Source organism: Shewanella pealeana ATCC 700345, assembly GCF_000018285.1.
Lineage (GTDB): Bacteria > Pseudomonadota > Gammaproteobacteria > Enterobacterales > Shewanellaceae > Shewanella > Shewanella pealeana.
The window spans coordinates 4,823,545-4,844,690 of the sequence record NC_009901.1 but is presented as its reverse complement, the minus strand read 5'-3'; the positions used below and the strand labels follow the sequence as shown (position 1 = coordinate 4,844,690).

At 45.8% G+C, this 21,146-nt stretch carries 20 protein-coding genes; 8 read left to right on the top strand and 12 right to left on the bottom strand.

Translation table 11 applies throughout. The features are described from left to right. Positions 1-13: 13 nt before the first annotated feature. The 5 genes from SPEA_RS20930 to SPEA_RS20910 all read right to left on the bottom strand — a co-directional run bounded on the left by SPEA_RS20930 (position 14) and on the right by SPEA_RS20910 (position 4,306). Positions 14-1,936 (bottom strand): efflux RND transporter periplasmic adaptor subunit, encoded by a 1,923-nt coding sequence (locus SPEA_RS20930; RefSeq protein ID WP_012157178.1) that lies wholly within the window; start codon positions 1,934-1,936, stop codon positions 14-16. 24 nt (positions 1,937-1,960) lie between these two features. Next, complete coding sequence (locus SPEA_RS20925; protein WP_012157177.1) at positions 1,961-2,575, bottom strand: heavy metal-binding domain-containing protein; 615 nt, start codon at positions 2,573-2,575, stop codon at positions 1,961-1,963. A gap of 143 nt (positions 2,576-2,718) precedes the next feature. Next, on the bottom strand, positions 2,719-3,135 hold the full coding sequence (locus SPEA_RS20920) for a hypothetical protein (RefSeq protein WP_012157176.1): 417 nt from the start codon (positions 3,133-3,135) through the stop codon (positions 2,719-2,721). Between the two features lie 118 nt (positions 3,136-3,253). Next, entirely contained in the window at positions 3,254-3,673 is a 420-nt protein-coding gene (locus SPEA_RS20915; RefSeq protein ID WP_012157175.1) for a DUF2057 family protein, read from the bottom strand. Between the two features lie 204 nt (positions 3,674-3,877). Beyond that, positions 3,878-4,306 carry a hypothetical protein gene (locus SPEA_RS20910; protein ID WP_012157174.1) on the bottom strand — a complete coding sequence of 143 codons (429 nt, stop codon included), beginning with the start codon at positions 4,304-4,306 and terminating at the stop codon, positions 3,878-3,880. 389 nt (positions 4,307-4,695) lie between these two features. On the opposite strand from SPEA_RS20910, the gene SPEA_RS20905 reads away from it, so the two are divergent. After that, positions 4,696-5,259, top strand: coding sequence for a NapC/NirT family cytochrome c (locus SPEA_RS20905; RefSeq protein ID WP_012157173.1), 564 nt, complete (start codon positions 4,696-4,698; stop codon positions 5,257-5,259). Positions 5,260-5,888: 629 nt separating this feature from the next. On the opposite strand, the gene SPEA_RS20900 is transcribed toward SPEA_RS20905, so the two are convergent. Continuing rightward, positions 5,889-6,170, bottom strand: coding sequence for a DUF1145 domain-containing protein (locus tag SPEA_RS20900; protein ID WP_012157172.1), 282 nt, complete (start codon positions 6,168-6,170; stop codon positions 5,889-5,891). Then, complete coding sequence (gene rsmD / locus SPEA_RS20895) at positions 6,171-6,800, bottom strand: 16S rRNA (guanine(966)-N(2))-methyltransferase RsmD (RefSeq protein ID WP_012157171.1); 630 nt, start codon at positions 6,798-6,800, stop codon at positions 6,171-6,173. It lies immediately after the preceding gene. A 225-nt stretch (positions 6,801-7,025) separates the two neighbouring features. Between rsmD and ftsY the strand changes: the two genes are divergently transcribed. From ftsY to rpoH, 4 genes are all read left to right on the top strand, one after another. Further along, positions 7,026-8,957: a signal recognition particle-docking protein FtsY gene (gene ftsY, locus SPEA_RS20890; RefSeq protein WP_012157170.1), complete on the top strand. Its 1,932-nt coding sequence runs from the start codon at positions 7,026-7,028 to the stop codon at positions 8,955-8,957. A 93-nt stretch (positions 8,958-9,050) separates the two neighbouring features. Next, complete coding sequence (gene ftsE, locus SPEA_RS20885; RefSeq protein WP_012157169.1) at positions 9,051-9,743, top strand: cell division ATP-binding protein FtsE; 693 nt, start codon at positions 9,051-9,053, stop codon at positions 9,741-9,743. Between the two features lie 9 nt (positions 9,744-9,752). After that, positions 9,753-10,718 (top strand): permease-like cell division protein FtsX, encoded by a 966-nt coding sequence (gene ftsX / locus SPEA_RS20880; protein ID WP_012157168.1) that lies wholly within the window; start codon positions 9,753-9,755, stop codon positions 10,716-10,718. 233 nt (positions 10,719-10,951) lie between these two features. Next, positions 10,952-11,809: an RNA polymerase sigma factor RpoH gene (rpoH, locus tag SPEA_RS20875; protein ID WP_012157167.1), complete on the top strand. Its 858-nt coding sequence runs from the start codon at positions 10,952-10,954 to the stop codon at positions 11,807-11,809. Positions 11,810-12,390: 581 nt separating this feature from the next. Here the strand turns inward: rpoH and SPEA_RS20870 are convergent. Next, entirely contained in the window at positions 12,391-13,407 is a 1,017-nt protein-coding gene (locus tag SPEA_RS20870; protein WP_012153491.1) for an IS110-like element ISSpe2 family transposase, read from the bottom strand. 684 nt (positions 13,408-14,091) lie between these two features. Here SPEA_RS20870 and SPEA_RS20865 point away from each other — a divergent pair. Next, positions 14,092-14,373: a hypothetical protein gene (locus SPEA_RS20865; protein ID WP_012157166.1), complete on the top strand. Its 282-nt coding sequence runs from the start codon at positions 14,092-14,094 to the stop codon at positions 14,371-14,373. After that, positions 14,373-14,678, top strand: coding sequence for a DUF6804 family protein (locus SPEA_RS20860; RefSeq protein WP_041411148.1), 306 nt, complete (start codon positions 14,373-14,375; stop codon positions 14,676-14,678). The genes SPEA_RS20865 and SPEA_RS20860 overlap by 1 nt, the downstream gene beginning before the upstream one ends. 63 nt (positions 14,679-14,741) lie before the next feature. Here SPEA_RS20860 and menE read toward each other — a convergent pair whose 3' ends face one another. The 4 genes from menE to menD all read right to left on the bottom strand — a co-directional run bounded on the left by menE (position 14,742) and on the right by menD (position 19,900). Further along, complete coding sequence (gene menE / locus SPEA_RS20855) at positions 14,742-16,196, bottom strand: o-succinylbenzoate--CoA ligase (protein ID WP_012157165.1); 1,455 nt, start codon at positions 16,194-16,196, stop codon at positions 14,742-14,744. 80 nt (positions 16,197-16,276) lie between these two features. Beyond that, positions 16,277-17,350, bottom strand: a complete 1,074-nt coding sequence (menC, locus tag SPEA_RS20850) for an o-succinylbenzoate synthase (RefSeq protein WP_012157164.1) — start codon at positions 17,348-17,350, stop codon at positions 16,277-16,279. A 55-nt stretch (positions 17,351-17,405) separates the two neighbouring features. Further along, the gene (menH, locus tag SPEA_RS20845) at positions 17,406-18,191 is read right to left on the bottom strand and encodes a 2-succinyl-6-hydroxy-2,4-cyclohexadiene-1-carboxylate synthase (RefSeq protein WP_012157163.1); all 786 of its coding nucleotides are present in this window, start codon (positions 18,189-18,191) and stop codon (positions 17,406-17,408) included. After that, the gene (gene menD, locus SPEA_RS20840) at positions 18,191-19,900 is read right to left on the bottom strand and encodes a 2-succinyl-5-enolpyruvyl-6-hydroxy-3-cyclohexene-1-carboxylic-acid synthase (protein ID WP_041411145.1); all 1,710 of its coding nucleotides are present in this window, start codon (positions 19,898-19,900) and stop codon (positions 18,191-18,193) included. Before menD ends, menH begins: the two co-directional genes overlap by 1 nt. 235 nt (positions 19,901-20,135) lie before the next feature. On the opposite strand from menD, the gene SPEA_RS20835 reads away from it, so the two are divergent. Next, positions 20,136-21,089, top strand: coding sequence for a LysR family transcriptional regulator (locus tag SPEA_RS20835; protein WP_012157161.1), 954 nt, complete (start codon positions 20,136-20,138; stop codon positions 21,087-21,089). Positions 21,090-21,146: the final 57 nt, after the last annotated feature.

The window sequence follows — 21,146 nt, the reverse complement described above, 5'->3', positions numbered from 1 at the left end:
AGTCAGTCTCCGATTAATGGTTTGCGTGTGGATCGCTAGCAGCGTTATTGTTTTCGCTACTATTGCTACCGCTTAAGCGCTGTAAGCTACCCTGGATACTGGCTTCCGAGTCTAATAAGAACTGACCAGAAACAATTACCTTGTCGCCAACCTTTAGGCCTTCGATAATCTCAGCCTTGCCTTGGGCAATCATGCCCACTTTTACGGGCACAGAAGCAAAGCGGTTATCATCACGCTGCACTACGACTCGGTTTTCGCGGCCAGTAAGAATAAGCGCTTCAGTTGGGATCGCCAGAACTTCACGTTTAGGGCCACCGAAGAGTTTTACATCGACCAAGGTACCGGGTTTGAGCAGTTTATCGGGATTGTCTAGTTTAATCCGCACGCGCATTGCACGGGATACAGGGTCAAGCTCAGGGTAGATATAGTCGATAGTCGACTCGAGATCGAATAGCCCTTGAGCAGCAGAGGTGACTTCTACAGGACGACCCTGTTCGAGCCAGCTCTGTTCATTTTCAAATACGTCGGCAATCACCCATACACTGCTTAAATCGACGATTTCAAACAAGGTATCGCCGGGCTGCACATACATGCCATGACGTACGGTTAGCTTGCTGATAAAGCCATCTTGCTCGGCATAAAAGGGCACACGGTAGATGGTTTTACCTGTGCGTTCTAATTGCTTGATAGTGTCGGAGCTCACACCCAGTAACTCAAGACGTAAGCGTGCCTTGCGTAGTAAGCCTTGGCCGCGGCTTTTGTCTTGGGTTAGATAGTCCACCGCTTGCATATAATCGTCTTGGGCATTAATCAGCTCTGGAGAGTAAAGCTCATAAAGTAATTGGCCTTTCTTCACCCGCTGGCCGACGTTATGCACCATTAAGGTTTCAATCCAGCCGTTAACGCGGGTATGGCTATGGCCGATGGCGTTTTCGTTATACTCCACCGTGCCTATGGTTTTTACCAGCTTCCAAAGGGTGCCTTCGGTGATTTGCTCGCTGCGCATGCCTAATGCTTGCTGCATACCGCCAGATACACCAACGACCACTTCTTCACCTACGCCGCCTATGGTGACTTTCTCTAGGTCCATGCCGCATATCGGGCAGGAGCCAGGAACATCGGAGACGACGTGAGGATGCATGGGGCAAACATATTTTACGTTGCCATCACCGCTGCTCTGGGCTGCAGGCGAGAGTGTCGGCTTAGGTTGGCTTAGGATCTTATCCGCTTGAGACTGCTGAGTTGAGGAGGTCGATTGAGTCGTGTGGTTATGGCCAGCGTGCTCATCAGGCACAGACTCCTCTTCCTCCTCTTTCACCAAGAACATCTTGCACTCAGGGCAGCGACCGGGCTCATGGCTGGTCACTTCCGGATGCATCGGGCAGTAGTACTCATTAGTGACAGCTGCATGATTGTCGTGATTTGAACTGTCCTGTTCTTCATCCTTAACTAAGAACATCTTGCACTCAGGGCAGCGACCGGGCTCATGGCTGGTCACTTCTGGATGCATCGGGCAGTAGTAATTCTGGCTTACAGCCGCATGATTGTCGTGATTTGAACTGTCCTGTTCTTCATCCTTAACTAAGAACATCTTGCACTCAGGGCAGCGACCGGGCTCGTGGCTGGTCACTTCCGGATGCATGGGGCAGTAGTAATCTTGACTCTTAGTTACAGTTGCATGATTGTCGTGAGTCGAACTGTCCTGCTCTTCGTCCTTAACTAAGAACATCTTGCACTCAGGGCAGCGACCGGGCTCATGGCTGGTCACTTCCGGATGCATGGGGCAGTAGTAAGTTGACTCATGCTGGTGGGCCTGAGCGTGTTGATATGTTGTTTCTGCAGTTTGGCTATATGCCTGTTGTGGCGTAGCCACAAGCATAAAACTGAATGCGCAGATCAGCGGCGTCGCCGCTTTGTTTGGCTTAAAAAAACTCATAATGCCTTATCTCCACCCTAGGTCTTAGTGATGCATGTGAGTAGATTTAGTGGCCTTGTCGCTTGTCGCGATAGGCTCTAGATCCATCCCACACTTAGGGCAGCTATCGCCTGCTTGACCTGTAATAGCTGGGTTCATAGGGCATGCATGGGTATGCTTGCTCATATGTTTGTGGTGCTTGTTAGCTTTATTAGGGCACGACTCTTTATTGGGGCAAGAATCACAGTTTTTAGTATTATCGGCTTTAGGGATAGGTTCTAAATCCATGCCGCATTTAGGGCAGTTGTCGCCTGCTTGACCTGTAATAGCTGGGTTCATAGGGCATGCATGGGTATGCTTGCTCATATGTTTGTGGTGCTTGTTAGCTTTATTAGGGCACGACTCTTTATTAGGGCAAGAGTCACAGTTTTTGCCATGGCTTTTAGCTGCAGTCTTGGCTGCTTCTAGGTCCATGCCGCATTTAGGACAAGAATCACCTTTAACGCCAGTTACTTCTGGATGCATAGGGCAAGCATAATCTTGGCTTTGCACAGCGTGTTGGTTTTTATGGGCACCATGATGGTGTTCATTTGCTGTTGCAGTACCCGTCAAAGACAGAAATAACAGGGTAGATAAGGCTAAATTTATAAGGGTTTTCATAACACGACTCCATCGTATAGATGGCCGAATGGCTGTGCTTAATATAAGCAACAGAACAATTAACGGCTAAAATAATTGCTGATTAAGATTAATATCGATTTTTAGGTGCGAATAGGTATTCGCAAGAGACACAGAGTCTCTGTTTAAGCGATTGGAGGTCTTAAATCTTGTGGCAATGAAATAGAGTGGAAATGAGGCATAGGAGTGGCCATTACAATTTCGGAAGTGCTAAACCCTGGCCAAGGTGATGCACTAAACAGGGTACCTGTTACAGAAATAACCAAGCAATGGCTGCAGTCACTCTGGCATGATCCATTGCCGTTGCAGCAAGGCTGAGGGTTGCCGGGAAGCATTTGCATTTGTGTTTCAGCTTCGCAGCAATGAGTGTCTTCATCCATTTGAACTGGGTGACATTCTGTTCCGTATTGCATGTTCATCATTGGCATATCATCAGCCATTGCATTGGGTACCATCAGCGATCCATTAGATAGCACTAGCTGACTCAACAAAGCGAGTAGCGTAAAGGCTAACAATGTATGGCGACGGATTATGCTAAGCATGGTGTATCCAAAATAATAAACTGGGTTAAGTCTACCATAGGAAAAGAGTGACACATTGATTAACTTCACAATTTTGTTGGCTCAATGTGCCATCCCTATTTCAGAATAGATAACTACTTTACTGTTTTGATAGCAGTAATTTTGTCATAAGTTGGCCGTGAGTCATTAGGCTGACCTGTTTCTCACTGCCCATTCCATCGTTAAGTTTAATGGTTGGATTGTCGATGAATAGATAGGCATCTTCTTCAGACACTATATTCGGTGTGAACGCCTTATAGTTGGCCGTAGTTTCAAGGTCGATATAGAGATACAGTGGTTCAGACCTTACCCAGTTCGAATCTTCGGCGTTGGTTTCAAACAAGTCACGGTATTGAACTTCAATCAGGTTCTGCCCCTGATCTAGCTCTAGGTAACGGCTATCGACGTTACTTAATCCATTAACGGCTAAGACTTCAATCGATTCAGGAAAAGACACTGAGGCGGCTTGAGATGCGAAACTTGCAATTGATAGTGCGATTACGCTGATAAATTTTTTCATAATAGACTCCAAACAAAGTCAGATAATTGATATGGCAATCAGTGCTTTACCTTAAGACTGATAGCCCTAGCCCAGTTATAGAATTCGATATCAATTTCGATTTGATAACCACAGGCTGATGATTCTGTAGATGGCTATTTGTAGGTAATACTTAGAGTGGATTTAGTCACTAGCCTTTGCAAATAGCTAAAGATGAGTTACAGCTTAAATACTGATGGGAGGGGGATTCGCGGACGAAAGTTCAACGGTCTGAGGAGACCAAAAGCTGGTTTGTACACTGGCTGTCGAGTTGAGATAGTTCAGACTCAATTGATGCTGTTCGATAATCCCTGGCGCCGATACACAGTGGGATACACAATTACCTGCACCTAAGATATCGCATAAGGCATCGCAGTCGATTTTGACTAGACTTAAATTTGGCATTTCAGAGTCACAGTTCATCTGCTCATCAGCGCCAAGGGATGAGGCGAAACTATCGGTTAGCAAAGTTTGCAAGTGTGATGCTTGGGGCTCGATATGTTGTTCTGCATGGGAGCTAGCATGTAAATATTTAGGCATAGCCATCGCTGGAGACAAAATAAATTGCCCAACTAGTGCGATGAAAAAGACTAAATATGCTATTTGCTTGCGCATGCCAGACCTTAAAGTGATGTAACAAACCCGATGTAATTCAATAGACCTAAGTTCTATTGAAATAGTTTCAAAAATCATAACTTTTTTGTTTTTATGGCCGTGACTTGCCTCTCTTTCAGATCTAAAAGAAATTAAAACAAAATAATTCAAACCGCTCTTATATCAAGTTGATAGTGTATTAACCTTGCGATAATCAAGGTCTTAGAGTAGCTTTAGTGATAGTGCATATAATATAAGCAGAAGTTGGCGCCAAAGACAGAGTTAGAGCCATGTCTCATTTTGCACTTTTAGTTCCAGATAAATGAGTAAGATCTAGTTTATACTGAACGCATAAATAGAGATGAAGTTAACTTACATCGATATAAAAATTAAATACTTGGAGATGAGTGATGAACTGGCGAGCACTATTTAAACCCAGCGCAAAATTTTCGATTCTGGCATTATTGGTTGTCGGTGTCGTTGTCGGTGTTGTTGGCTACTTTGCTACACAGCAAACTTTACATGCAACGAGTACAGATGAGTTCTGTATGAGCTGTCACAGCAATCATTCATTAAAAGATGAAGTGCTTGCATCTGCTCACGGCGGCGGTAGTGCTGGTATCACGGTACAATGTCAAGATTGTCACCTTCCACACAACCCAGTTAAGTACCTAGTTAAGAAGATCATCGTATCTAAAGATCTATACGGTTACCTAACTATCGACGGTTTCAACACTCAAGAGTGGTTGGATGAAAACCGTAAAGAGCAAGCCGATCTAGCGCTTAAGTATTTCAAAGGCAATGACTCTGCTAACTGTCAGCACTGTCACACTCGTATCTACGAGAACCAGCCTGAAACTATGAAGAAGATGGCGAAGAGAATGCACGCTAACAACTTCAAGAAAGATGAAGACAAGCGTAAGACTTGTGTAGACTGTCACAAAGGTGTTGCTCACGTTTATCCTAAGGGATAATACTCAGGCACAAGCCTAGAGCATAACCTGACTTAATGTCGGCAAGTTAAATCGCTAAAAGCCCCTTAATTGGGGCTTTTTTGTTTTTAAGAGTCGGAAAGTAAAGAAGGTGCTAGGAAGAGCTGAGAAAGGTTTTAGGAACTAAAGTCCTAGGTCCTAGGAAAAGCAAAGGCGGTAAAAGCCGGGAAAGCTAAGAGACGGAAAAGATGGTGCTTTTGGCTTTGGCTGTTCCTAGCAGGGCGTAGCCCAATCTCGCAGCGCAGCGTCCTAGGACCGAGGTTCTTCTTTTAAAGCTAAGCCGGGAAAGCTAAGCCGGAAAAGGTGGTGCTTTTGGCTTTGGCTGTTCCTAGCTGGGTGTAGCCCAATCTCGCTGCGCAGCGTCCTAGAACCTAGGTTCTTCTTTTAAAGCTAAGACGAACGGCCTGCGGCCTAGGGAACGTGACTGCATCACTGACGGAACGCTGCGCTTACGGAAAAAAGCTAAGACGGAAAAGCTAAGACAAAAAAGCAGCTTCAATCTTACTGTTGTAGGTCGGGCTTTAGCCCGTAAGTCTTTTGATTTTCCTAGCAGGGCGCAGCCCACCCTCGCAGCGAAGCGTCCCAGGATCTAGTCCCTTTTTTGTTAGAACCTAGCTTTGAGCCTGCTTATCCATAACTTGCTTGCGGTACTGCAGTAGGCTAAAGACCCCAAACAGGAATACTTGCAAATAGTCACTCTTTTTCAATTCGAGTAATTTGCTAAATAGGCTATGGAAAATAAAGGTTTGAAAGCAGTGCATCAATATTGTCATTACAAACAGAATATTTAGAGCCACTGCAATGCCGCCTTCAAAGGGCGAAATTAAATTATATAGCATCATCAACCAAGCAAGCGCGGTGACAATTCTTCCTAGAACTAGCATGACTTTCATTTAGTTTGTTTCCTCTGTATCGCGACTCGTGCCATTAAGCTCTTCAATAACCGCTTCAGCTGAATACTGATATAAACGGTAGATCACTTGGCCTGCTTTTTTCTCTTTCAGTAATGCCCAGCTAGCAGGTACGTTAAGCAGCGATATTTCACTCTCTGTTTCCACATAGATCAGCGCATCATGGTTTAGCCATTGGTGCTGATCGATAAGGCTAATGCTTTTCTCTGCCAGTGACTTTCTAAAAGGCGGGTCGATAAAGACTAGATCGAAGCCTTCGCTTGGCTTATTCGCCAGTAACGCTAGGCTGTCACCCTTGATGACATCTGCGTTATCGCATTTTAATGTGGCTAGGTTGGCTATAAGCTGTTTCGCCGCTTGAGCCTGAAGCTCGAAAATCTTGGCGTAGCTGGCATATCGTGACAGTGACTCAAGGCTTAATGCACCGCTACCAGCAAAGCAGTCGAGTACGCGGGAACCGCGCACATCGTTAGCAATCCAATTGAACAGCGTTTCTCTAACGCGATCTGTGGTTGGGCGTAGCCCTTCAAGGTCGTGAATGGGCAACTTTCGAGAGCGCCACTGGCCTGAAATAATCCTAACTTGACCGCTAGAAGGTCTTTTTTTGACCATGGTGTCCTCGTGATTTTGCCTAATGAAAGAAAGTGGTAGACTATGGCGTCTGAATTTAGGTCGTTATTTTATATCAAAGCACAGCTAAAAGGTAAAAAGCAGTCGATAGAATCCGTATGAATGGCGTTTTTGCTGTTTTTATCAGCGTAATTTGAGCTGGATTTTGATATAACGTCCTCCACCCTAATGCATTTATGTACAGCTATTTGAGCACCGGTATAACACATGGCAAAGAAAGGTTTTTTTTCCTGGTTCCGCAAGGATAAATCTAAAGAAGAAGCGCAGGCTGCTGAAGCGGCGAAACTAGAAGCTGAAAAGCTTGAACTTGAAAGAATCGAAGCTGAGCGTTTTGAGGTAGAAAGAGTCGCAGCCGAGCAGGCCGAAGCTGCACGCATTGAGGCCGAGCAAGCTGAAGCTCAGAGATTAGCAGATGAGCAAGCGGCTCAGGTTGAAGCTCAGAGATTAGCGGATGAGCAAGCGGCTCAGGTTGAAGCTCAAAGAGTTGCAGCAGAGCAGGCTGAAGCCCAGAGATTAGCAGGTGAGCAAGCGGCTCAGGTTGAAGCTCAAAGAGTTGCTGCTGAGCAGGCTGAAGCCCAGAGATTAGCTGATGAGCAAGCAGGTCAAGCCGAAGCTCAAAGAATTGAAGCCGAACGCCTTGAATCTGCACGTATCGAAGCAGAACAGGCTCGTTTAGCCGCTGAGCAAGCCGAACAAGCACGCTTGGCAGCAGGGCAGGCTGCTCAAGTTGAAGAGGAACGTCTTGAATCTGCACGTATCGAAGCAGATAGAGTCGCAGCTGAACAAGCCGCACAAGCAGCTCAAGCCGAAGCTCAAAGAGTTGAAGCTGAACGTATCGAAGCTGAACGTCTTGAAGCAGAAAGAGTTGCAGCAGAAAGAGTTGTAGCAGAACAGGCTCGTTTAGCAGCTGAGCAAGCAGAAGCTGTGCGTATCGAGCAAGAACGCCTAGAAGCTGAACGTCTTGAATCAGAAAGAGTCGCAGCAGAGCAGGCTCGTTTAGCAGCTGAGCAAGCAGAAGCTGCGCGTATCGAGCAAGAACGCCTAGAAGCTGAACGTCTTGAATCAGAACGTCTTGAAGCAGAAAGAATTGCAGCAGAACAAGCCGAGGCTCAAAGAGTCGAAGCAGAAAGAATTGCAGCAGAAGCCGCTGCACAGCAAGCAGAAGAGCAACAGCCAGAGCCACAGGCTAAGCCAGTAAAAGAAGGTTTGTTTGCCCGTCTTAAGCGTGGCCTAAAGCGTACCAGTGAGAGTATTGGTAGCGGCTTTATTGGGTTGTTTAGCGGTAAGAAGATCGATGATGATCTTTTTGAAGAGTTAGAAGAACAGCTATTGATCGCCGATGTGGGCGTCGAAACGACCACACGTTTGATTAAGAACCTAACTGAGCAGGCAAGCCGTAAGCAGCTAAAAGATGGTGAAGCGCTATACGATCTTCTACGTGAAGAGATGCAAAAGACGCTAGACCCTGTATCTGTGCCACTGATCCCTGAAAATGCCGATGGTCCATTTGTGATCTTAATGGTGGGTGTGAATGGTGTGGGTAAAACCACCACCATTGGTAAGCTGGCTAAACAGTATCAGGAACAAGGTAAGTCGGTGATGTTGGCTGCGGGTGATACCTTCCGTGCCGCCGCTGTTGAGCAGCTGCAAGTTTGGGGTCAACGTAACGATATTCCGGTTATTGCCCAGCATACTGGTGCTGACAGTGCATCAGTGTTATTTGACGCATTACAAGCGGCTCGTGCTCGTAATGTTGACGTACTGATTGCCGATACAGCTGGTCGTTTGCAGAACAAGGCTCATTTGATGGACGAACTGAAGAAAGTTGTCCGTGTGATGAAGAAGCAAGATGAAGCTGCCCCGCACGAGGTGATGTTAACCTTAGATGCGAGCACAGGTCAGAATGCGATTAGCCAGGCGCAACTGTTCCAAGAGGCTGTAGGTGTCACGGGTATTACTATCAGTAAGCTAGACGGTACTGCTAAGGGCGGAGTGATCTTTGCTATTGCGGACAAGTTTGGTATTCCAATTCGTCATATCGGTGTTGGTGAGCAGATCGACGACTTACGTACGTTCGATGCTAAAGACTTTATCGAAGCCTTGTTTAGCCAAACAAAAGACGACAAAGACGCCAAATAACGTTAGCTTATACTCAGCGTTGCTGAAAAATAGCTAAAGATAAGCACCCCAAGGGGTGCTTTTATTAATGCCAACTAACAAGAAATCTTATTAATGATTCGATTTGAGCAGGTAAGTAAAGTCTATCCCGGCGGGCAAAAAGCCCTCGCGGATGTGAATTTTCATCTAAAGCGTGGTGAGATGGCCTTTTTAACTGGTCACTCAGGTGCGGGTAAGAGTACGCTGCTCAAGCTGATCACCGTTATCGAAAGAGCTAACGGTGGTCGCGTTTCAATTAATGGTCATGATATCGCCAAGGTGACTCGCTCGCAGGTGCCTTACCTGCGTCGTGATATTGGTATGATCTTTCAAAATCATCACTTGCTGATGAACAAGAGTGTATTCGATAACGTTGCCTTGCCTTTGATTATCGAGGGCTTCTCGATTGGTGAGATCCGCAAACGTGTTGCTGGAGCCTTAGATATGGTGGGTTTATATGGCAAAGAGCGCCATAACCCCATCATGCTATCGGGTGGTGAACAGCAAAGAGTGGGTATCGCTCGCGCGATTGTGAACAAGCCGCCACTATTATTAGCCGATGAGCCGACTGGTAACTTAGATCCTAAGCTATCTATGGATATTCTGCGTCTGTTTGAAACCTTCAACGATGCAGGGACCACGGTACTTATCGCAACCCATGATCTAGGCTTGATTGCACGAATGAAATATCGAACCTTAACCCTTAAACAGGGCCGAGTTCTCGGCGCTGAAGAGCTAAATGCTCAAGACGGCCTCGGCATTAACTGAGAATAAACTATGAGCAAGCAACCTCAGATAAATCGTAGTAAATTGCCCTTCTCAGGTCGAATAGTGATGTTTTTTATTCGTCATATTCAGCATGCGATGGCCAGTATTGGCGAGCTTTGGCGTAACCCCGTTTCGTCTATTATGACCATGGCCGTTCTGGGCGTGAGTCTAAGTTTACCGGCGGCTTTGCAAGTGTTGGTTAAAAATGCCGAAACCATTACCGAGTCTTGGAACAGTGCCGCCGAAATCTCCTTGTTTATTGATGAAGGCCGCAGCGAAACCAGCATTCAAAGCTTGATTACTCGCCTTAAGGTTTACCCTGAGGTGAGTGATGTCAATTATATCGATCGTGATCAGGCGCTTGAAGAGTTTCAACGCTTATCAGGCTTTGGTGAGGCGCTATCTTATTTGGACTCTAACCCACTGCCTGCCGTAGTGATGGTGACGCCCAGTGTTAAGTATTCTAGCCCCGCAGGCGCGCGCGAACTGCTGCGTAAGCTTGAGCAGGAGCCGGAGGTTAGCTTCGGCCGATTAGATATTGAGTGGCTAGAGCGTTTACAGGCCGTCGTTAAGCTATTGGAGCGCACAGTATTGGCGATTGCCGCTCTGCTAGTGCTAGCCGTGGTGCTCGTGATTGGTAACACCATCCGCTTAGCGATTATGAACCGCCGTACCGAAATCGAGGTGATGAAGCTAGTTGGTGCCACAGAGTCTTTTATTCAGCGGCCCTTCTTATATACCGGGATCTGGTACGGAGTCATTGGCGGGATTTTAGCTTGGATTATAATTAATCTACTGGTCTTATATTTAGACTCGGCCTTAGGTGAGCTACTGGGCCTATATGGTAGCCAGCTGCAAATGGAATCACTCACCTTTGCTGAATTAGGGCAATTGGTGTTGTTGGCATCTTTCTTAGGTTGGTTAGGTTCATATCTTTCTGTTCGCCAGCATTTAAGAGCAATAGAGCCGTCGTAGTTCAGGTTTAACTGCTGACAGGAGATGGGCCAAAAGATGAACTTTGTTTCATTTGATCTGCCTATAACTAGATGTAAGACTCTAGTCAGTAATAATGAGTATTGACGCATATTAGATAAAGTGGATGGTTGACATATTTTGTCAATTAGTCGATAGTTCATTGTCCATTTCAGCAAGGAATGGCCAGAAAGTTGATTTTAGCAAGACATTTGTAAGAAGTAGTAGGAGCGTAAATGACAGTTCAAACGCAATCAATGGCACTAATGGTTCCCCAAAGTAGTGGAAGCCTCGAGTCTTATGTTCATTCAGCACACAACATCCCAATGTTGGAAGCGGATAAGGAATATGAGCTAGCGAAGCGTCTGCAAGAAACTGGTGACCTACAGGCTGCGAAACAGTTGATTATGTCGCACTTACGTTTTGTGGTACATGTTGCAAAAGGTTACTCTGGCTATGGTCTTCCACAAGCTGACTTGATCCAAGAAGGTAATATCGGCCTGATGAAGGCGGTTAAGCGTTTCGATCCAGATGTGGGCGTTCGCTTAGTATCGTTTGCCGTGCACTGGATTAAAGCTGAAATTCACGAATATGTGCTTAAAAACTGGCGCATAGTTAAAGTGGCGACCACTAAAGCACAACGTAAGTTGTTCTTTAACCTGCGTAAGGCTAAAAAGCGTCTAGGCTGGTTTAGCGATAGTGAAGTGGGCATGGTAGCTGAGAGTCTCGGTGTGTCGAAAGCCGATGTGACCGAGATGGAGTCACGCATGGCGGCGCAAGATCCTGCATTTGATCTGGCTAGCGACAACGATGATGAACAAGATTATGCTCCTATGCATTACCTTGAAGATCATTCATCAGATTTAGCGTCTCAAGTTGAAAATGACAACTGGGAACAGAATAACCAAGCGCGTTTGTTATCGGCTATTAAGACTCTCGATGAGCGTAGCCAACATATTCTAAAAGCGCGTTGGTTAGATGAAGACAAGACCACATTGCAAGATTTAGCGGCGACTTATCAAGTGTCGGCTGAACGTATTAGGCAATTGGAAAAGAATGCAATGAATAAGCTTAAAGGCTGTATGGAAGCCTAGTTTCCATTGTGTGCTCAATGGCTTTAGCAATAAATGAAACCTGCTTACCCAAGCAGGTTTTTTTATGTCTGGAACATTTATGCCAAAAGCCCATTTAAGTCATCAGGCGATGCCTGACTTCTAAGTTAGACTGCGTCTAACAACAGAATTAATCAAGCTGCGCTTGATAAAGGTCGTGAGCTTCCAGCTCACACTCGGGCAAGAAGGGGTCAACAGCTACCCCCTCTTGCATCTCCCCAGCCGCCCCGACGAAGTTGTTGATCCTCATTCATTTTCGAAAATCGCTATCGCTTCAGAATCGCCATATATGGACCCATCCGGTTTGCAAGATATTTAATATCGACTTTGAGAAGAGTTCATTGCACCCATATATTCGGCCTGTTATTGAGGTACTCCTCTGGCCCTGATGGATATTTGCTTCTACTTTCCTTATCATCCTTACGGCTTCTTTAGAGCCTGTGGCGAAGCAAGGTTTTAAGCAGAACAGTCTGACTGTCTCATCATCAAATCAATTATCTTGGCAACTTGGTGGTTAGCAAAACTTATGATTATCTCGTTAAGTTGACGCGTTAATGATTAATTTATACTGTGATACGGTATTCATCTTCTCTTGCTGCTATAACCCACGCTATTCGTGCAAGCTTATTAGCTACGGCAACACAAGCTCTGTTAAAGCCACGCCTTTCTGCAAGTGCGCTAGCCCAGCAACTAAATCTGTCAGTTTTATTAGAACTATGCTGTAAGACAGTTCTTGCCCCGTGGATAAATAGCGTTCTCAAATAAGCGTTTCCTCGCTTACTAATACCAAGCAAATTATTTTTCCCGCCACTACTATGCTGTTTGGGTACTAGACCGCACCATGCTGAAAAATGTCTCCCATTGGTAAAATCTTTACCTTGCCCAACAGCTGCATAAAATGCTGTGGCAGTCACAGGGCCAATGCCTGGTACGCTTTCTAAGCGCTGGCATACTTGGTTACTTTTCACCTCTTGTTGAACTTGGGCATCACAGTTTTTAAGTCGCTTCTCAATGTCATTAAACTCTTCATATAGTTGATAAAAAACACTTCGGCCTTTGACTGTTAATTCGTTATCGGCATTTTCTAGAATATCTGGTAGCTTTGTCCTAAAAGACGCTTTTCCTTTTGTGATGACAATGCCGTACTCAGCGAGCATACCTCTCACTTGATTTATCAGTGCAGTAGATTGTTTGTTTAGTCTTTCTCTCATTCGATGCAGCATCTGAATATCTTGCTGCTCTACTGGCTTAGGCTCTACAAAGCGCATGTTGGGGCGTTGTGCTGCTTCAGCTATCGCAAGTGCATCGTTATAGTCATTCTTATTTCCTTGTCTGTAGGGAACGACATACTGGGGTGCTATTAACTTAACTTGATGGCCAACTTTCTCGAACTCCCTAGCCCAATAGTTTGCACCGCCACAGGCTTCCATCACAACAAGGCAAGGTTCTATTTGAGCAAGAAAAAGCACTAACTCTTTGCGCTTAATTATCTTCTTTTTGACAAGCTTTCCGGCTTTATTAACGCCAACAAAATGAAAAACGGACTTTGCGATATCAAGACCAATTGTAGTAATGTTCATAGTGGACCCGTCCTCTTTCTGATGAGTTTAAGCAACTACATCGTGGCCCATTGCGAGGCCGATTAAAAGTGGATGGGTCCATTCCATTATCCATGACTCGCTCACGCGATTTATCTTCAATGACCTCGGCAACGTCGATGGGGAGTTAGTGTTTCCTGTGACAAAACGGGGAGCTTTAATTTTGTGTTTTCAAATTAAGAACTCAGTAGTGAAATTATTGTGCTTTTCTAACTCAGTGTAGATAGGGCTGTGACCGTCCATGATTTGGTGAGAGATAACGGAGTTATCAAGCTCTCGAACGAGAGGCTGGATGCCGAACTGGCCTTTAAGCAGGGATGTTGTTTGTCATGGCCGAGCTTCCAGGGATGGACTTGCTGCGTGTCACGGAAGTGTCTACACATACGCCTGCTGCAGGCAATTAGCTGCATTGGATAGTGAAAGTGAGTAATGAGGTAATTGGGCATACAGTCAGAACAGTTAAGTTGCTTTCTGTCAGTTTTGTGTGGTTGTGAGAGCTGCGCCTATATCTATGTACATTGTGTTGATTACGAGTGCTCGTCTCAGTCAGTTAAATTTGATATAGTCTTAATAATCAATATGTTCTGATTTAAAAGCCTTTGGTAATTGGATTGTTAAATATACATGTTCACTATACAAACTTTTAGTGCAAAGTAAGGATAAATCATGCAAGCAATCTTATATGTTGGATACATCATTTTAGGCATATTTCAACTAGCGGCAGTTATGGGTGGCCTTGAAGATTGGATGGGGCTACATTGGATTATTGCCGCGCCACTAGCTTTTGTTATTGCCTATATTCCTTTAGTTGGTACGGTCGTTGGAATGTTCGGCGCAGTAACAGTATGGCATTGGTCTTGGTTGCAGGCGGGCGGTTTATTTTTGGGACCATTTATAGCGATTTTAATTATTTCAATGGTTTCTGGAGTATTGGAGAGTCGTAGATAATGCCAGTCGCTGTTATATATATTGCATCAGTTTTGCTATTTCTAGGAGTTGCTCCATTACCTTACGGGTATTATATGCTGCTTCGTTTAGTCGCAACGGTCGTATTTGTGTGGGCAGCTCTAGTAGCTCATCAGAGAAAAAATGAAGTTTTGCCTTGGGTGTTTGGTCTATGTGCAATAGTGTTCAATCCAATAATAAAAATACATCTCCCTAAAGAGTTATGGGCTGTAATTGATATTACTGCTGGCATGTTGTTATTGGCAGTCCAAAAACAAATCAAAGAGCAATCCAATGAAAGCACTTAACAAGTCAACTCACTTCGTGCCTTAAAAGCTGGATGCCGCAAAGCAGCGCTGGTGATTAAGTCGCTAACGCTTAACTGCCTCTATCACCTGTTTGCGTACAACCTTAATCCCGGCGCTGCTGACCTCTGGCCAAGGGTAATATTGCCTTGGCCTTTTGAAGCGGGCGATCTTGTCGGCGAGGAACTCTGTTAGCTCGGCTTCCAAAGGCTGGTTAGCTGAACTGTTATTCAGCTTACTCTCATTTAACTTAAGAATGGCTGCTGGGAGATTACCAAACTTGGCATCTGCCACAGGGAACACGATGGCATCGCTGATTAACGGGTGCAGCTTTAAAGCGGCTTCTATCTCTTCGGGTTGGATGTTTTCGCCGCCGCTGATAAACATGTTATCGGCGCGGCCGTCGATGCAGAGATTGGCGTTTGCATCAAAGTGGCCTAGATCTTTGGTGTAGAACCAGCCGTCTTTATTGAGCGGTAAATTTAAACCGTCCTCGCTTAAATATCCAAGAAACAGACACTCGCCTTTTAGCCATATTTCACCATCGATAATCTTCAGTTCTCGTCCCGATAACAGCTTGCCGCTGGATCCGTCGGTGCGGGCAATGCCTGTGGTGATCTGCGATCCCATCTCTGTCATGCCGTAGCTGGTGTAGGCCTTTATGTCGCGCTTGGCTAATTCTGCTAATAGGTCGCCTGAGATCGCGCCGCCTCCGAGTAGCATGGCTTTGACTTGGTTTAAGCAGTCGTTATTGGCATTTTCGCTATCACTATTTGCAAGCAGCTGCTGCAGTTGTGCGCTCACTAAGGAGAGGTGGCTAATCTTGTCACGAACAAGCTGCTGGGCGAGTGATAGCCGCTTGTCTTCAAATACCACGCAGGCGCCTGCGAGGGCGCAGCGGTTTAAAATCGCGAGGCCACCGATATGAAACAGTGGTAGCGACAATAACCAGCTATCTTCTGCTGCTAACTTTATTAATTCTCTCGAACCTTTGGCGCTGGCGATATGATTCGCTAGGCTGTGGGCGGCGGCTTTAGGTGTACCGCTGCTGCCGGAGGTGAGAATAGCGTTAACGGCGATGTGAGGCTCTAGGGCTGGCGCTGACCGCTGGCTTTGGCGAGTAAAATCTAGCGTCACTGACTCAAACTGGTTTTGATGATTTAAGGCTTGAATCAGTGTCGAGTCCGCCGGGGTGTCAGCTGCGAGCCAATAGCGGTGATAACTATGAGTCTGCATCAGCTCGATAATTTGCTGGCTGGTAAAACGCGGTGAGATGGGGCAGAAGAGTACACCGCTATCGACACAAGCCCAGTAGATCTGCAGTAGTTGCGGACAGTTATGGCCGATACAAGCTAAGCGGTCACCGCGTTTTAAGCCCATGGCTGATAGCTGCTCGGCTAACGAAATAACACCTTGGCTAAGTGAGCCGTAGCTAACGCTTTGCCCCATAAACCGGTAAGCCTGTGCAGCGCTATTACGCTGAGCAACTTGATGTATTGGTGATATTGCCTGAGCTTGCATGCTGAGATCCGTTATCGAATTTATCTTTTTGATTGAGCCAAACTAACACTGACCAAGGATTAGTTCTAATCTGGTTTTGACTAGCTTAGGCTGATTAGTGGCGTTAACTCCTCAAGGCTTAAGCTGTGTTCCTTGCCTGAACTCACCACTAAATCTTGGCTAAAGGCGCCCAGTGTATCAACTCCCGGGATCTCATCTGGAGTCATCATTTGCGCTAAGCGACTTATCGCCTCAATCCCAAGGCTTGCTTCTAAACTTGAACTTAGAATGCAGCGTACGCCATGTTCCTCTGCCGTCTCAATTAGATGCTGCAGCTTTTCGATACTGCCTAATAGAGTCGGTTTGATAATCAGTGCTCGTAATCCTGGCTGCAGCTCAAACTGGTATGTTGGATCGTTGAGGGTCTCATCTAGTGCCCAAGGCATGGCTATCGCGTGGTAAAAATCCTGATTGTCATCGGGGTTGTGGCAAGGCTCTTCTATGTACTCAATGCTATCTAGCGGTAAGCAGGCGGCGAATTCTATGGCTTGTTCTAGGCTAAAGCCGCGATTGGCATCTAAACGTAGTTTTAGATTGGGGCGAATGGCTAAGATCTGATGAATTAGTTTAATCTCATCTTCAAGTGAGTCTTGGGCAACTTTTACCTTCACGGCATAAACGCTGCTGGGCAAGCTGCTTACGCGATCGGCTACGGCGGTGAGTGGTTCACCGCTTTGGCGATAAATGAGCGGAACAGTGCGCGGGGTAATGCTATGGCCGTTGAACTTGCCTGCGAGTTTTCCATGCAGTTGGCTAAGGCCGAAGGCGAGTGATGGATAAGGTGTTTGCTCTGCCAACGCGAGCAAGTTGTCACTCGGTTGCTGGTGTAATTGTGGCAATAATGCCGTTAACTGCTCAGCGACTTCGGCTAGTGTCTCGCGGCTAAAACCTATTAAGGTTTGGCCTTGATTATCTAAGCCTGAAAGCGGCGAGATCTCGACACAGGCTTGGCGCTGAAGCATATTATTGCTGGCGGTTGCCGAGAGTACTAAGCCACTGCGCTTTTCGATGCGCTGTTTTCCAACGGGTAAAGGTTTATCTAAATCGATAGTAAACTGATGCAGGCTTATGTGCGTTAGAGTAAATGGCGTTGCTTGCTGTTGCGTCGTTGTCATTGGCCTGCCTGCATGGTTATTTGTTATATCAGTAATGAGTTCTAGCGAATATATGCTAACTGAAAAGCGCGCGCAATTTAATGGCGAATGCTTGCGGTGCGGCTAAATGCACATTGTGACCACTGGCGTGAATACAGTGCAAAGATAAGGGCTGTTGTTGCTGCCAGCGCTTTGCTAACGCCATAAATTTACTGTCTTGATGCCCGGCAATAAAGTGGCTATTCACCTTTAATCGAGTGGGAATATCCCAAAGATCATCTTGCTCTGCCAGCGACGTTGCTTGGTAGCAATTCGCCAATGCTAACGGGTTATTGCTGGACCGCTTAAGTACTAAGGCGTGTTGCTCTGCGGCGGTTAAATCACTGAATACCGCCTGCTGATACCATAGGCGCAAAAAATCACTCATTGGCAGAGTACTGAGCTTATTAGCCCAAGCTGCATCGTTTTGCTTGCGGGCTAACTTGTCTGCCTCGCTGTGTAGCCCCGGGTGGCAGGACTCTAATACTAAACTTAATAACTGCTGCGGATATAACTTGGCGATATGCAGCGCAATGCGGCCACCTAGTGAATAGCCAACCAAGTGATAATGTTTAATATTAAGCGACGATAGCCTAGTGTTAATGAGTTCTGCACAGCGGCTAAACCCTGGCGTGGCTAGGTACTGTTCATCGAGGCTGAGCGCGCTGTTATCGCCATGGCCGGGAAGGTCGAGACTAATGCAGTAAAAATCATCTTGAAGCTGCTCGATGATCTCATGCCAATCTTCTTTACTGCCTAAGAAGCCGTGGAGAAATACCACGGCTGGAGAGCTAGCTTTCCCTGCGGTGCGATAGCTTAGCATTAGCTCTGTTTTACCCAGCTAGCTATTTGAGCTATCTGCTCACTGGCTTGGTCTTGTGCCACAGTAACCTCAATAACCGAGGGGCCTGAATAGGTCATGGCGTATTCGTAAGACTCAATAAAGTCGCTAATTGAATCGACTTGATTATAAGCAAGGCCGAACATGGCGGCACCGAAACCAAACTCCAACCCGTGAGACAGGCGATAGTAGTCGGTTCTGAGCTGCTCGTTAGGCACCGGAAGCAGGTTAAAGATATTACCGCCGTCATTATTGAGTATGACGATTACTAGCGGGCTGGTGACCGAGCGTGCAATGGCTAATGAGTTGAGATCGTGCAGCGCCGATATATCACCAATAATCAGGCTGGTCGGCTTGCCCTCTGCTGCCGCGACTCCGCAGGCCGTTGCTAATAAGCCATCGATACCCGATGCGCCGCGATTGGTAAATACATTGGCACTTGAAGTGGTAATAGGCGCAAACATGTCATATAGGCGCACTGGTAGACTATTGCCGATAAACAGGTGCTGCTCAGCGGTTTGTCGCTTAGCAATAGCACGAATCGTCTGCGCCTCACCAAATTCGGCGTTATCAATTTGCTGTTGATACAGCGTTTCTAGATCATCGTTGTGCTGTACAAGCTTGAGTGCCCAATTGGCCTGTGAGGATCTTGGCCAAGCGAGCTTGGCAAATTGGTGCGCAGCTGCAATCCAAACCTTTTTAGGTTTGTGGCTCGGGTCTAGCCTCTGTTGCTGTGGTAGCACCTGCCAATAATCTTTCCAATTCTGCTCAGCTAGATAGCCGATAAGCCGTTTAGAAAGAATACGACCACCGAAGACGATGACTCTTTCTGCCTGAGCGAGCAGAGCCTTAGATTTTGGTTGATGCAGTAGCTGATCGATATTACCTATGGCTGCAGGATGCTGCCTGAGCTGCGACTGGGCATCGGTGACGATTGGCCAACCTAGCTTTTGCGCGAGTTCAATCAGCTGCTCTGGCTTCTGCTCAGGGGCTAAGGTTGCCGCTACAATCACACCTTTACCATGTACAAAGCGCGCGAGTGCATCGGCTGTTGGCATCAGGCCGCTAGTTAGATTGGCAAATTGGCTATAGGGCGCTGTGTGTTGTTGCCACTGTTTAACTGGCGCTAAGTAATGCTCAAAATCTACCTTAGGTTCATTAGGGTACAAAGGCTCACGGTACATACAGTTGATATGAACCGGCTGTGATTGGTTGCAAATCGCTTCATCTAGCAGGCTTAGCAGTGCCTGAGGAGCAATATTGAGATCTGGGGTCGGTAGATTTATCTGTTTGGCATACTGAGCAAAAATGGCAGGCTGAATGATCGCCTGATTGGCGCCGCAGTCAATAAGCTCTGGAGGTCTATCGCCAGATAATACAATTAACGGTACGTGAGTAAGCCAAGCTTCTATCACTGCAGGGTAAAGATTGGCAACCGCGGTACCAGAAGTGGTAATTATCGCAACAGGTGCTTGACTGGCCTTAGCCAAACCAAGCGCCATAAAGCCGAGTCCTCGCTCATCAAAATGAATGTGTTGGCTAAGCTTAGTTTGCTTCGCCGCAGCAAGGGTAAGTGGGGTGGAGCGAGAACCTGGCGCCATACAGACATGTTTAACGCCTAATCGAGCCAACTCCTCTAAAATTAAAGTTCCCCAAAGCAGATTAAGTTCAGCGGTGTGTTCAGTTTGCATAGATGAGTACCGTATCATTGATAGCCATAGTTTAACTCGCTTTGTGGTAAAGGAGTATGATCCCACTTAGGTTTTCTTTAACACTGGGCAGTTGTTGAAACTGAGGTGCCTTATCTTTTACCTCCTAATACCTATAAATGGGTACGTATGTGATAAGGGTAGCAAAACCGTTTATTTTTCAGTGTTATAGTTTGTATACAATAATTAATAAAATGTGCTTTTAGGCTAGGGTTTGATGCGTAAGGAACTTTCAAAGTTAGATTATTTCACTCTTAAGGTGTTTATTGGGTTAGTTGAGTTTAAAAATGGCTCGGTTGTGGCACAGAAACTTAACACTACTCAACCTAAAGTGAGTCGTGCTCTGAGCAATATGCGTGAAGTGATCCACGATGACTTGTTCATCAGGCGTCAGTATGGTGTTGAGCCTAACCTTATGGCTGACAAGTTGTACCCTATCGTCAAGTCTATTGTGCAGGGCTATGAGCAGATGGCTGAAATAACCAGCTATTCGCCAGATAGTAATCGCTTAGTTATCGCTGCTCAAGAACACTGGGCTGGATTCTTAGTTGAGTCAATTACCGAAATCTGCCAGAGCTTAGATCGAGACATATCTGTGATCATTCAACCTTGGAGTGATAATGTTCAGGAGTTATTGGCACAAGGTAAGATTGACTATGCTATTACCGTTAACTCTAAGCAATCTGAGGCGGTAAAAAGCGTAAAGGTAGGAGATGTGCGCTACTTCTTTGTGACTGCTAAGAAGAATCATCCATTCTTCAAGCAAGAGCTAACGTTGAAAAGTTTATTGGAGCATAAGCTGGTATTTATCAATTACGCTAAAGTGGGCTTGGTGGAACACTGGCTTGAAAGCTATGCAAAGGAGCAATGCTTAGATATTAAAGTGAGCTGCAAAACAACTAGTCTAGCAATGGCGCTTAATCATGTGGCGAAGACCGATGATATTTGTTGGACTGCGTCTATTCTTTCTTACCTCTATTTTAATAGTCGCAGTGATATCGATTATATTGATGTAACCGATTTTTATGAAGAACTACGATTTAAAAATGGAACTGTTGAAAGATATAGTTATTACTTACAGTATCATCAATCTCGTGATAATGATTTTTCAACGGCGCTTTCTAAGTTGTTACAAAAAAAGTTGGAACTTGCTCAAGAGCTGTATGAATAGCAGCAGTTAACTAGTTAATTTAAATTATCAGTCATAAAAAAGAGTGCTTAGGCACTC

Bases quoted from the DNA above. Each gene is read 5' to 3' on its own strand.
- SPEA_RS20930 (WP_012157178.1), bottom strand. From the start codon at position 1,936: ATGAGTTTTTTTAAGCCAAACAAAGCGGCGACGCCGCTGATCTGCGCA.
- SPEA_RS20925 (WP_012157177.1), bottom strand. From the start codon at position 2,575: ATGAAAACCCTTATAAATTTAGCCTTATCTACCCTGTTATTTCTGTCT.
- SPEA_RS20920 (WP_012157176.1), bottom strand. From the start codon at position 3,135: ATGCTTAGCATAATCCGTCGCCATACATTGTTAGCCTTTACGCTACTC.
- SPEA_RS20915 (WP_012157175.1), bottom strand. From the start codon at position 3,673: ATGAAAAAATTTATCAGCGTAATCGCACTATCAATTGCAAGTTTCGCA.
- SPEA_RS20910 (WP_012157174.1), bottom strand. From the start codon at position 4,306: ATGCGCAAGCAAATAGCATATTTAGTCTTTTTCATCGCACTAGTTGGG.
- SPEA_RS20905 (WP_012157173.1), top strand. From the start codon at position 4,696: ATGAACTGGCGAGCACTATTTAAACCCAGCGCAAAATTTTCGATTCTG.
- SPEA_RS20900 (WP_012157172.1), bottom strand. From the start codon at position 6,170: ATGAAAGTCATGCTAGTTCTAGGAAGAATTGTCACCGCGCTTGCTTGG.
- rsmD (WP_012157171.1), bottom strand. From the start codon at position 6,800: ATGGTCAAAAAAAGACCTTCTAGCGGTCAAGTTAGGATTATTTCAGGC.
- ftsY (WP_012157170.1), top strand. From the start codon at position 7,026: ATGGCAAAGAAAGGTTTTTTTTCCTGGTTCCGCAAGGATAAATCTAAA.
- ftsE (WP_012157169.1), top strand. From the start codon at position 9,051: ATGATTCGATTTGAGCAGGTAAGTAAAGTCTATCCCGGCGGGCAAAAA.
- ftsX (WP_012157168.1), top strand. From the start codon at position 9,753: ATGAGCAAGCAACCTCAGATAAATCGTAGTAAATTGCCCTTCTCAGGT.
- rpoH (WP_012157167.1), top strand. From the start codon at position 10,952: ATGACAGTTCAAACGCAATCAATGGCACTAATGGTTCCCCAAAGTAGT.
- SPEA_RS20870 (WP_012153491.1), bottom strand. From the start codon at position 13,407: ATGAACATTACTACAATTGGTCTTGATATCGCAAAGTCCGTTTTTCAT.
- SPEA_RS20865 (WP_012157166.1), top strand. From the start codon at position 14,092: ATGCAAGCAATCTTATATGTTGGATACATCATTTTAGGCATATTTCAA.
- SPEA_RS20860 (WP_041411148.1), top strand. From the start codon at position 14,373: ATGCCAGTCGCTGTTATATATATTGCATCAGTTTTGCTATTTCTAGGA.
- menE (WP_012157165.1), bottom strand. From the start codon at position 16,196: ATGCAAGCTCAGGCAATATCACCAATACATCAAGTTGCTCAGCGTAAT.
- menC (WP_012157164.1), bottom strand. From the start codon at position 17,350: ATGACAACGACGCAACAGCAAGCAACGCCATTTACTCTAACGCACATA.
- menH (WP_012157163.1), bottom strand. From the start codon at position 18,191: ATGCTAAGCTATCGCACCGCAGGGAAAGCTAGCTCTCCAGCCGTGGTA.
- menD (WP_041411145.1), bottom strand. From the start codon at position 19,900: ATGCAAACTGAACACACCGCTGAACTTAATCTGCTTTGGGGAACTTTA.
- SPEA_RS20835 (WP_012157161.1), top strand. From the start codon at position 20,136: ATGCGTAAGGAACTTTCAAAGTTAGATTATTTCACTCTTAAGGTGTTT.